This is a genomic window from Bacteroides sp. An51A (assembly GCF_002161565.1).
In the GTDB taxonomy this organism is placed as follows: domain Bacteria; phylum Bacteroidota; class Bacteroidia; order Bacteroidales; family Bacteroidaceae; genus Phocaeicola; species Phocaeicola intestinalis.
Map to the genome: position 1 here is coordinate 204,090 of NZ_NFIC01000004.1, position 12,040 is coordinate 216,129.

The window sequence follows — 12,040 nt, forward strand, 5'->3', positions numbered from 1 at the left end:
ATAACCACATGAACACCTTAGCACGCAATTTCTCGCATACCTTCCGGCGCTTCTTCACGGCAAGCGTCCTCAACATCATCGGGCTGGCGATTGCCTTCGCCTCCTTCTTCGTCATCATGACGCAGGTAGACTATGATTTGAATTTCAACAAAGGGTATAAGGATTACCAGAATATCTACCGGCTGGAAATCAAGCCCAACGAGGAATGGGGCTGGCAGCTTTGGACACCTCGCCCCATTGCCGAACTGATTGGCACCGCCTCGCCACATATCCAGGCATCCGCCATTACCGGGTGGGTAAACGACAACGATTATGAAGTGAATGGAAACCTTTTCAACGAACCTGTGATGACCGGCTTCGGCAACTTCATAAAAGTGTTCCAGCCTGAAATGGTAGCAGGCTCTACCGATGCCTTGGAAAAGAAAGACAACGTATTGATTCCCGTCTCAATGGCTATGCGCATGTTCGGAAGCACGGACGTCGTTGGCAAATTGCTGTTCCGAGGCAAACAGTCGGATAACAAGCCTGTGACCATAGGCGGTGTCTACAAGGATTTCCCCGAGAACTCGCAGATAGGCAACTATATCTTTATGCCTTTTGACCCGGACATAGACAAAAACAACTGGGGCAACTGGAACTACACCTGCTATTACCGTCTGGACAATCCGGCAAACGTTTCCGAAGTGGAGAAGCTGGCATTCCAAAAACTGATGAAAATAGCACCTGAAGAACTGCAAGAAGGGTTACAAGAAGAAAAAGACAACGCTGATTTCTTTCATTTAATCCCTTTATCGGAAGTGCATTTCTCGAAGATAGGCAACAAAAGTGCCAGCAGCCGCACCACGGTCTACCTGCTCATCTGTGTGTCGTTCCTCATCGTCATCGTTGCCGCTATCAACTTCATGAACTTCTCGCTGGCGGAAACGCCGATGCGCCTCAAGAGCATCAACACGCAGAAGGTGCTGGGAGCAAAGACTTCTTCCCTGCGCGGCGGACTTATTGCGGAATCGGTACTTATCAGCCTCATCGCCTTTGCCGTATCGCTGGTGCTGCTGCTCGCCGTACGCAATTCAGGCATACAGGATTTGGTGACAGCCGACCTCAGCCTCGGCAAGCATTTGCCTTTACTGGCGGCTACGTTCGGCATCAGCATTCTGATTGGCGTGCTGGCAGGGCTGTACCCCTCATTCTACGTTACGTCTTTCCCTCCCGCACTGGTGCTGAAAGGTTCGTTTGGCCTCTCGCCCAAAGGACGGAAGCTGCGCACAGCGTTGGTATGCTTCCAGTTCTTCGTGGCGTTCATGCTGATTATCGCCATTGGCATCATGTACACACAGAGCCGCTACATCCGCACCTCGGAGTACGGTTATGACAAGGATGCCATTGTCGTAGGCGATGTAACCCAAGACGCACGCAAGCAAAAAGATGCCGTAGTAAGCGAACTGTCGCGCATATCGGGCGTGGAAGGCGTGGCATTCTCGCAATTCGTACTCAATTCGCAAGATACTTATATGAGTTGGGGACGAGGCGAAGGAGACAAGAACATCAATTTCGCCTGCTTCCCTGTAGACGAACATTACTTGGACGTAATGGGCATTCGCATCACCGACGGACGCAACTTCAAGCCCAGCGACAACGGCGTATACATCTTCAATGAAGCCGCACGCAAGAAATATCCGTGGATGGCGGTAGATATGCCAGCCACTCCCGGCGACTGGAACGTAGTGGGTTTCTGCGAAAACATCCGGTTCAGTACGTTCCGAAACAATGACATTGCCGAGCCTATGGCATTCATTTATGTCAGCAAAGCCAAACTCTGGAGTTATGAAAACATCGTCAACGTCCGCATCTCCGCCGGAACGGACAAGGTAGCCGTTATCCGCTCCCTGCAAAAGGCAATGGAAAAGTTCACGCCGGGGCATGACTTCCATTTCCGCTTCATGGACCAGGTGCTCGACAATGCCTACCGCAACGAACTGCGCTTCACCCGCCAAATCTTGCTCTTCTCCCTGCTCGCCATTGTTATCAGCATGATAGGCGTGTTCGGGCTCACCATGTTCGAGAGCGAATACCGCCGCAAGGAAATCGGCATCCGCAAGATATTCGGCAGCACCACGGGCGAAATCCTGCGCATGTTCAACCGCCGTTACCTGTATATACTGATAGGATGCTTCATCGTTGCCGCTCCCTTCGGCTGGTGGATAGGACAGCACTGGCTGGAAGGATTCGCCGAACGCACACCTATCCGTGCCTGGATATTCCTCACCTCCTTCCTCCTCGTCACCGCCATCACCATGATTACGGTCACGGTGCAAAGCTGGAAGAACGCCAACGAGAATCCGGCGAACAGTATCAAGACAGAATGAAATAAAGTTCACCACAGATTACACAGATTAATAAATTTAAAACACAGGACCACAGGATACACAGAAATATCAATTAAAAAATCTGTGTAATCTGTGGTGAAAAGAAATCGTAAATAGTAAATCGCTAAATAGTAAATAACCACATGAACACCTTAGCACGCAACTTCTCGCATACCTTCCGGCGCTTCTTCACGGCAAGCGTCCTGAACATCATCGGGCTGGCAATCGCCTTCGCCTCCTTCTTCGTCATCATGACGCAGGTAGACTATGATTTGAATTTCAATAAAGGGTATAAGGATTATGAAAAGATATTCCGGCTGGAAATCAAACCCAACGAGGAATGGGGCTGGCAGCTTTGGACTCCGCGCCCCATTGCTGAACTGATTGGCACAGCTTCGCCGCATGTGCAGGCATACGCCATGACCGGATGGGTAAACGACAACGATTATGAAGTGAACGGAAACTTGTTCAACGAAACTACCGCCTTCGGTTTCGGCGACTTTATGAAAGTGTTCCAGCCCGAAATGATAGCGGGTTCTACTGATGCGTTGGAAAAGAAAGACAACGTGCTGATTCCCGCCTCGATGGCTATGCGTATGTTCGGAAGCACGGATGCCGTAGGCAAAATGCTGTTCCAAGGCAAACAATCGGACAACAAACCCGTGACCGTAGGCGGTGTCTACAAAGATTTTCCCGAAAACTCGCAGATAGGCAATCATATTTTTATGCCGTTTGACCCTGACCAAGACAAAAACGACTGGGGAAACTGGAACTACACTTGCTATTACCGGCTGGACAATCCGGCAAATGTTTCCGAAGTGGAAAAGCTGGCTTTCCAGCAGCTTCTTAAAGTTGCGCCAGGCGACTTGAGGGAAGGTCTCAAGCAAGAAAAAGACAATTCCAACTTCTTCAACCTTGCTCCCCTATCGGAAGTGCATTTCTCGAAAATCGGCAACAAGAGCGCCAGCAGCCGCACCACGGTCTACCTGCTCATCTGCGTATCGTTCCTGATTATCATCGTAGCTGCCATTAACTTCATGAACTTCACCCTTGCCGAAACGCCGATGCGCATCAAGAGCATCAACACGCAAAAGGTATTGGGAGCCACTACCGGTTCGTTGCGCAGAGGGCTATTGGCGGAATCCGTACTCATCAGCCTCATAGCCTTTGCGGCATCCATCGTATTGCTGCTCATCTTGCGCGATTCAGGCGTGCAAGACCTCGTGACGGCAAACCTCAGCCTGAGCAAACATCTTCCTTTAATAGCCGCCACGTTCGGCATCAGTATTTTGATTGGCGTGCTGGCGGGATTATATCCTTCTTTCTACGTCACCTCGTTCCCTCCTGCCCTCGTGCTGAAAGGTTCGTTCGGGCTCTCGCCTAAAGGGAGGAAGCTGCGCACGATATTAGTCTGCTTCCAGTTCTTCGTGGCGTTTATGCTCATCATCGCTATCGGAATCATGTACACCCAAAGCCGATACATCCGCACCTCGGAATATGGCTATGACAAGGATGCTATCATCGTGGGCGAAATGACTCAAGAAGCACGGAAGCAAAAAGACGCTGTAGTAGAAGAACTTTCCCGGATATCGGGCGTAGAAGGCGTAGCGTTTTCGCAATTCGTGCTCAATTCGGGAGATACCTATATGAGTTGGGGACGAGGCGAAGGAGACAAGAGCATTAATTTCGCCTGTTTCCCGGTAGACTACCGTTACTTAGACGTAATGGGCATCCGCATTACCGATGGACGTAATTTCAAGCCCAGCGATAATGGCGTGTACATCTTCAATGAAGCCGCACGGAAGAAATATCCATGGATGGCAGTAGATATGCCCTCTACTCCGGGCGACTGGAACGTAGTGGGTTTCTGCGAGAATATCAAGTTCAGCACATTCCGAAACAATGACAGCACCGAACCAATGGCTTTCATTTACGTCAGCAAAGCCAAACTTTGGAGTTACGAAAACACCGTCAACGTCCGCGTCTCTGCCGGAACAGACAAGGTGGAAATCATCCGTTCGCTGCAGAAGGCAATGGAGAAGTTCACGCCGGGACACGACTTTCATTTCCGCTTTATGGACCAAGTGCTCGACAATGCGTACCGCAATGAATTGCGATTCACCAAGCAAATTCTGCTCTTCTCTCTGCTTGCCATTGTCATCAGCATCATCGGCGTATTCGGCTTGACCATGTTCGAGAGCGAGTACCGCCGCAAGGAAATCGGCATCCGGAAAATATTCGGAAGCACCACGGGCGAAATCCTCCGTATGTTCAACCGCCGTTACCTGTATATACTGATAGGATGCTTCATCGTTGCCGCTCCCTTCGGCTGGTGGATAGGACAGCACTGGCTGGAAGGATTCGCCGAACGCACACCTATCCGTGCCTGGATATTCCTCACCTCCTTCCTCCTCGTCACCGCCATCACCATGATTACGGTCACGGTGCAAAGCTGGAAGAACGCCAACGAGAATCCGGCGAACAGTATCAAGACAGAATGAAATAAAGTTCACCACAGATTACACAGATTAATAAATTTAAAAATCCGTGTAATCTGTGGTGAAAAAGACACCAACCAACTATTAACTATTAATTATTAATTGTTAATTATTAATTGAAATGAAGACTTACTTCACCTTCTTGGAGCGCAACAAGCTCTTTACATTCGTCAACGTGGCGGGGCTGAGCATCTCGCTGATGTTCGTGCTCCTTATCGCCAACATGGTGACACGGCAGCTCACCGTGGATAAAGATCTGCCCGATGCCGACCGCATCTATGTGTTTGCCAACGAACACTGGGCAGGAGGACATTACAACTTGGGCAACCGCCTGCAAAGCCGCTATCCCGAGATAGAGGACTGGTGCGCCATCAAAGTATCAAACCCGTATGTGCAACCGGACGACAAGCCGGTGCAGGTATTAGGCGCCAGCGTGAAGAAAAACTTCTTCGAGTTCTTCCGCTTCCCCTTGCTGGAAGGGAACCGCGAACAACTGCTTACCGATGACAACAGCGTGGTGCTTACCCGCTCCGCCGCTCTCCGCCTGTTCGGCACCGAGCACGCCGTGGGCAAGACCCTGAAAATCATTCCTTGTAATAACGGGATATTTACCGTGACGGGCATCGTCAAGGACATTGACAACTCTATCATCCCTTCGGACATCGACATCTTCATCCCGTTCGAGAACATGAAATACATCCAATGGAGTTGTTCGATGGAATGTACCGAGATGAACAATGCGGCAGGAAGCACCCTCTTCTTCCGTATGGTTCCTGGCGCCGACCTGAACCGGAAAGCCGATGACGTAGCGGCATTCTTGAAAGAGTTTTACTGGCTGTTCAGAGACAGCGGCGACACTTTCCGGAAAGCCCAATTCATCCCTTGGCACAAATTCTACTTTTCCGAAACTCCTGCCACCGTCTACCTCAACCAGTACGACTTCAAGCTGGTAGTAATTTTCATTACCGTAGGCGTGCTTATCCTGCTCATGGCGGTGCTGAACTATATCAGCATGAGCGTGGCGCAGACCAGCTACCGTGCCAAGGAAATGGCTACACGCCGCCTGCTCGGTTCGTCACGCCCCGACATTTTCTGGCGCATGATAACCGAATCAGCACTGCTCACATTGGTTTCGTTTATCATAGGCTTCCTCCTTGCCAAAGCCGCCGAACCTGTGGCTATCGACTTGCTTCACGCCAAGCTTGACATTACGGGCGATCTCAATGCCACCACCGTTATTGTCTATATCCTGTTCATTGCAGCACTGACCTTGCTTTCGGGCTTTATCCCGGCTACGATACTTTCCAACTACAACCCTATGGATGTAGTAAAAGGGACTTTCCGACGCAAGACGAAAGCCGTCTACCTGCGGGTGCTCAACATCGTGCAGTGTGGACTGACTATTGCCCTGCTCACTTGTTCCGCCTATCTCTCCGTGCAGATATACCGCATCGTACACGCACCGTTGGGTTACGAATACGGCAATGTGCTGACTTATCCGTCCTACGGCTCTCAAAAGGACCTGCAACTCTTCCGCACCGAAGCAAAGAAGCTGCCCTTCGTGAAGCATGTTTCTTTCTCATGCGGCGTACCCTTGGACGGAGGGAACAACAATACCACCTATATTCCTTCGGCGGACAGCACCTTGGTGATGAGTTTCCAGACCTTTATCGTTGATTCGGCGTTCCTCGACATCTACCACATACAGATAACCGAAGACCGTCATACGCCGATAGGAGGCAACAATTTCTTTCTAAGCGAACGGGCGATGAAGATGTTGGAACCTGTCGGGACCAAAGATTATTTCACGAGCAACAATTACGGACGCACCCAGATAGCCGGCGTGTTCAAGGATTTTGTCATCAGCCGAAGCCTGATAGACCACGATATCCATCCGCTCCAGATACAGATAGAGCACCCCGACAGCATCTATCCATGGAACGTATCGGTGGAAGTGCAGGACGGCGACCTGAACGCTTACAAGAAACAGCTGGACCAGCTTTTCAAGATAGCCGCCAAGGATTTCTCCTTCGAGTCGGCATGGTACGGCGACCAGCTTCGTGACCTCTACGCCGACTTCAGCCGCATGAACCGCCTGATGCTTATCTTTACCGGTGCCGCCCTGCTTATCTCCCTCTTGGGACTAACCGCCATGAGCCTTTACTTCATCGCCCAGCGCAAGCGCGACATGGCGATACGCAAGGTATTCGGCTCCAGTTCGCTAAGCGAGCAGGAGAGGCTGATGAAGTTCTCGCTCGGTTCCTTGGGTATCAGCTTAGCAATAGCCGTCCCGCTGATGATATTCGGCGTACACCAGATAGACAAGATTGTGACCTTCGACAGCACCTTCCCGTGGTGGGTTCCGATAGCTTCCATCACCGTGGTAGCCCTCATCTCACTGGTTTCGGTATACCTCATCAGCCTGAAAGCCACACGAGAGAATCCGGTGGAAAACCTGAAGACAGAATAAATTCATAGGCACTAGGTGACTAGGTACTAGGAACTAGGTTCTAAACACCTTAGTATCTACAGACTTAGTCAACTAGTACCTAGTTACCTAGTCAACTAAATACAGCATTGATCTATAAACTCTCTTAGATTTCAAATGCCGCCGGCAAGCTTGCGTGAGCAAGGAAGCCGGCGGATTTGTTTTTCTCCTGTTTCCGATGTCTTTCCAACTGCATGAACAACAGACACAAAATTCACTTTGCCATATGAAAGACTTTCAAATCTGTTATCATGTCTTTATTCACTGAAGGAGCTCCATAATATCGGGAAGATACAAGAACTGATTCCTCTTCGCAACTTCCCCAATGCAATTTAGCGGAGAAAACAACCCTGCTCTCCCAATACAGCGTGCCTTCTATAAAAACCATATACGTCCCTTTGGGTACAGGCATACCTTCATTGTTTTTACCATCCCACACATAATGTAACGTCCCGTTCCGAGGAGTGGCACCAGTGAAAGCATCAATATTGTCGGATATCCTATTTTTCGGATCAGCTTTGGCAACCCATGTGGGAACGGCATCTTTCCGGTATTCATATCCTCCTTTTGCTGTAAAAGACGTAACATACAAGGTACGTACCAACTTGCCCGTTTCGTCTTCTATCCAAATGGCATATTGGCTGGAAGCAATGCCGCCACGCTGGAAGCGGAAAGAAATCTCCAACCGTTCTCCTGCGGGAGTTTCTTTCGCATCTTCTCTGTCTTTCGCATACGAGGTGGTGCAACCTTGCAGGCAGATGCCGAACGCAACCAGAATAGCATAAAACAATCTTGTTTTCATAAGCTTTATTCGTCCAATTTATAGCAGTTCAATCCTATTTCCGGGACATAAACGCGGGTGACGGGGGTTCCGAAATCTTCCACCACAAACTCTCCGGCGCCGTTCAGCGTAGCGGAAAGCAGATGTCCTGCCAAAGCGGAATAATCGCTGCGTCCCACGGTGATGTGCAAATGGAGATAGGTCTTCCCGTCCATTTGGGAGATGTTTCCTGTCAGGTTGGCAATCTCCATCTGCTCTTGATAGGTCTTGTCCACGTATTGCTTGGTCTGGGGATTGAAAAAGCGAAGGATTAATTCATCTATCGCCCCTATCCCGTAAATGGTTCCCGACTGGATGCCCCGTTCTTCGCAGAAAGCGTTCAGGGCTTTGACGATTTCCGCACGATTTTGGATACTGACAACATATTTGTTGCCTATTTGCTTATAAGTGTACATATTTTGTAGATTTTGTGCGCTTGCCGGAATGAACAGCCATCCGCAAAGCAGCAGAATGAATATGAGTTTTAATTTCATGACAGTCCGTGTTAAAACAGTTGGGAGGAAAGTTCAGGCCGTTCGTCTTGGTGCCAGTAAGGATAAGGCTTCTCCGTCTTGCTGGCTGCATCGAGGCGTTGCATCTGTTCTGCCGTAAGCTTCCAGTCTACTGCCCCCAAGTTCTGCCGGAGTTGTTCTTCTGAACTGGCTCCGATGACAAGGCTGCACACCGTAGGACGTTGCAACAACCAGTTTAATGCCACTTGTGCCACAGCCTTTCCCGTTTCCGCAGCCACTTCATCCAACACATCTATTATATTATACAGACGCTCGTAAGCCACTACGTTATCCCTTACGGGTGCGCCTCCGCGTGCCACTCTTCCGTCTTGCGGCATGGGGTTGTTCCGGCGGTAGCGCCCTCCCAAACGTCCGGCAGCCAACGGACTCCAGATGATGCTGCCTACCTGCTGGTCTATGCCGAGCGGCATCAGTTCCCATTCAAAATCACGGTTCAGCAGCGAGTAATATACCTGATGCGCCACATACCGGCTCCATCCGCGCCGCTCGGATACCGAAAGCGATTTCATCAGTTGCCAGCCGGAGAAGTTGGAACAGCCTATGTAGCGTATCTTGCCGCTCGTCACCAGGTCATCCAAAGCCCGGAGCGTCTCCTCTACAGGTGTATTGGCATCGAAACCGTGGATGTAGTACAGGTCGATATGGTCGGTACCCAGACGGCGCAGGCTCGCCTCGCATGCCTCTATCAGATGGAAGCGCGAAGCCCCTTCCTCGTTGCGGCTTTCGCCCATGGGAAATGTCCCCTTGGTAGCAATGAGCAGCCTGTTCCGCTTTCCGGCAATGGCCTTCCCCAATATTTCCTCGGCAAGTCCGCGCGAATACATATCTGCCGTATCAAACATGTTCAGTCCGGCTTCCAGACACATATCCACCATGCGGGTGGCTTCCGCTACTCCCGTATGTCCCCAGCCCTCGAAGCCATGAGAGCCGCCGAAGGTTCCTGTTCCCAAAGTCAATGCCGGGACAAAAAGTCCCGAACCGTTCAGTCTGCGATATTCCATAATCAGTAATGTTTTTTGTTGTGCATCTTCCTTTCATTTGACATTGCAAAAATAACAGCAATAAAGAAGACGGGATTCCATTATATTTGCAGTATTATCCATTATATTTGCATCCGGATAAAAATGAAAGTATGCCCGTATTAGAACGTAAGATTGTACATAACATGGCGACGGTATGCAGCCATATTTCCTACCCCCGTTTTGTGCTTCCCTTGCACAAACATGTGGAGTACGAAATCATGCTGTTCACCCAAGGCAGCGGGAAACAGTTTGTCGGTGAAGGTGTATCCGAATACAAAGCCGGAGACATCGCCCTCATCGGAAGCAATGTGCCTCATCTCCACCTGTGCCATACCAAGCTGCATTCCACATCAGCAAGTCATCCGGAAGGTGAATGGAGTGCCGGAGAAGCCATACAGTTCAGGCCGGATATGTTTCCCGACAATATGAAAGACATTCCGGATTACCGCCTCATCTACGATTTGCTGCAGAAAAGCCAATATGGAATCCGCTTCTACGATGAAAGTCTGTTTGATGAAATGATGGAGATGGTACGGGCTTTCGATTCTTCCGAATACACCTCGCGTATGGTCTGCCTGTTGCGCATGCTCGAAAAGCTGCATGATTGCCAGCATTTCAAATTGCTCTCCAGTACAGCATACAATCAGGCGAATCCTGTCCCCGACATGAAAGAACCCGTCAATAAGGTATATGCCTATCTGTATAACCACTTCAAGGAAAAAGTGACTTTGGAGGAAATAGCGGAGTATGCCAACCAGAACCCTACGGCATTGTGCCGGTATTTCAAACAACGCACGGACAAAAGCATTTTCCGATGTCTGGCAGAGATACGGATTGAACACGCATGCAAATTGCTGGCTTATTCAACTATGAACATTTCGCAAATAGCCTACGAATCAGGATATAACAGCGTCACCCATTTCATTGCCCAATTTGAGAAAATCATCAGGCGCACACCGTCTGAATATCGGACACAGATAAAACTGTAAAATGCCGCTTCCCTGCTACAAGCTGCCATCAGACAAGCCGGCAAGGAGTTAAAAGCCAATGCTTCTTTGCTATCGGCATTTAACTCCTGCCGAAGGCATAACTCCTTCTAACTCCTTTTATCTGCTGACATTTTGAACTTTTTACTTCTGATGGGTATAAACAGTTTCTATTACAGTTCCAGTATGCTGTCGCCGTTCCGCTCGGCACGCAGCAGCTTCCGTTCCGTGTGCCGTTTCAGGCTTTCTTCGAAGTTTACTCCTTCGCGCATGTTACCGAAGGCTTCTCCCGGCGCCCAGTTTACCCGCACCTCTTTGATGTGCCGGTCGGGCTGGAACGCTTCCATGCTTTCGGCTCCTTCGCATCCCAAGGTAATGTAAAACTTGCCCAGGTCATCCAGTTCCACCTGATAGCCTTCCTTCAGCAACTTTGCGGTAGCTTCCGCCAGCATCTTCGTAATGGCGATGAAGTCTCCCGTGCTGTAAGCGCACCCGTGGGCTCTGATGTGCCGTGCCACTTCTTCCAGCGAGAGGGTTTTGATACACTGTGCCGAGGCGAAAGCCCGCTTCGGACGTTCCGGGTGACGGGGTTCGCCGCGCATTACTAAGCTGTACTTTATCATATTCAGATTATTTAAAAGGTTGTTGTTATTATCTTCTTCTCCCAACGCAGATGGCTTCGTCCGGTGTAAGATTATTAATCTTCCGCTTGTAAGATTAATAATCTTGCAGCCTGAAGATTAATAATCTTACACCGGATGCACCTATATGCGTTTGCCGGCGCACCTATATCCGCGGACTTCCGCAAGCGGCTGCGTCTTACAAAGATACTATCTGGGAAGGCGGTTGTCAAGAGTTTTAGGGAAAATTATGCAGGGAATTGTTTCACGCACACGAGACTTGTCGTTTGCTGCAAACGCCATGCGGTGCCGATGTTTTCTTCTGTCGTATTCTTGCCTGTAATGTATGTCATGCGCGGTACAAGTTTGTGCATTTTTTCACCACAGCAGACACAGAGGCTTTTAAATTTTTCCCTGTGATACCCTGTGTCCGCTGTGGTAAAATAGTTACGTTACACTAAATGCACAATTTTATTCCGTGCAAAGTATATACAGGACAAAATCGGTTTGCAAAATATCCAGAAATCGTTATCTTTGCAGCGGATAATTAAAAAAGCTGTATCTGATTGATACACAGAATGGAATTGAAGAGTGTGAGATTTTAGGTAACGATTTAGCGACATTCAGAACGCTCTGACTTGCTGCGGTTTACCTCATAGATTCAAACAACTCTTTCGTATTTGCAAAGATACATTTTTTATCCCATA

General features: G+C 49.5%; 8 protein-coding genes. 4 read left to right on the plus strand and 4 right to left on the minus strand.

The window, feature by feature from the left end:
* Nucleotides 1–8: 8 nt before the first annotated feature.
* The 3 genes from B5G04_RS09170 (at nucleotide 9) to B5G04_RS09180 (ending at nucleotide 7,334) form a co-directional block, all read left to right on the plus strand.
* Complete coding sequence (locus B5G04_RS09170) at nucleotides 9–2,366, plus strand: FtsX-like permease family protein (protein ID WP_087396912.1); 2,358 nt, start codon at nucleotides 9–11, stop codon at nucleotides 2,364–2,366.
* Between the two features lie 143 nt (nucleotides 2,367–2,509).
* Nucleotides 2,510–4,867: an FtsX-like permease family protein gene (locus tag B5G04_RS09175; RefSeq protein ID WP_087396913.1), complete on the plus strand. Its 2,358-nt coding sequence runs from the start codon at nucleotides 2,510–2,512 to the stop codon at nucleotides 4,865–4,867.
* A gap of 118 nt (nucleotides 4,868–4,985) precedes the next feature.
* A complete protein-coding gene (locus B5G04_RS09180; protein WP_087396915.1) occupies nucleotides 4,986–7,334 on the plus strand; it encodes an FtsX-like permease family protein in 2,349 nt (782 codons plus the stop codon).
* A 232-nt stretch (nucleotides 7,335–7,566) separates the two neighbouring features.
* Here B5G04_RS09180 and B5G04_RS09185 read toward each other — a convergent pair whose 3' ends face one another.
* Genes B5G04_RS09185 through B5G04_RS09195 form a run of 3 tightly spaced genes read right to left on the minus strand, consistent with a single transcriptional unit; the run spans nucleotide 7,567 to nucleotide 9,706 of the window.
* Nucleotides 7,567–8,154 (minus strand): DUF2271 domain-containing protein, encoded by a 588-nt coding sequence (locus B5G04_RS09185; protein WP_087251506.1) that lies wholly within the window; start codon nucleotides 8,152–8,154, stop codon nucleotides 7,567–7,569.
* Nucleotides 8,155–8,159: 5 nt separating this feature from the next.
* The gene (locus tag B5G04_RS09190) at nucleotides 8,160–8,666 is read right to left on the minus strand and encodes a PPC domain-containing DNA-binding protein (RefSeq protein ID WP_087396917.1); all 507 of its coding nucleotides are present in this window, start codon (nucleotides 8,664–8,666) and stop codon (nucleotides 8,160–8,162) included.
* Between the two features lie 11 nt (nucleotides 8,667–8,677).
* Nucleotides 8,678–9,706 (minus strand): aldo/keto reductase, encoded by a 1,029-nt coding sequence (locus B5G04_RS09195; RefSeq protein WP_087251508.1) that lies wholly within the window; start codon nucleotides 9,704–9,706, stop codon nucleotides 8,678–8,680.
* A gap of 131 nt (nucleotides 9,707–9,837) precedes the next feature.
* On the opposite strand from B5G04_RS09195, the gene B5G04_RS09200 reads away from it, so the two are divergent.
* On the plus strand, nucleotides 9,838–10,716 hold the full coding sequence (locus B5G04_RS09200) for an AraC family transcriptional regulator (RefSeq protein ID WP_087396919.1): 879 nt from the start codon (nucleotides 9,838–9,840) through the stop codon (nucleotides 10,714–10,716).
* Nucleotides 10,717–10,886: 170 nt separating this feature from the next.
* On the opposite strand, the gene B5G04_RS09205 is transcribed toward B5G04_RS09200, so the two are convergent.
* Entirely contained in the window at nucleotides 10,887–11,336 is a 450-nt protein-coding gene (locus B5G04_RS09205; RefSeq protein WP_022041278.1) for a hypothetical protein, read from the minus strand.
* Nucleotides 11,337–12,040 lie beyond the last annotated feature (704 nt).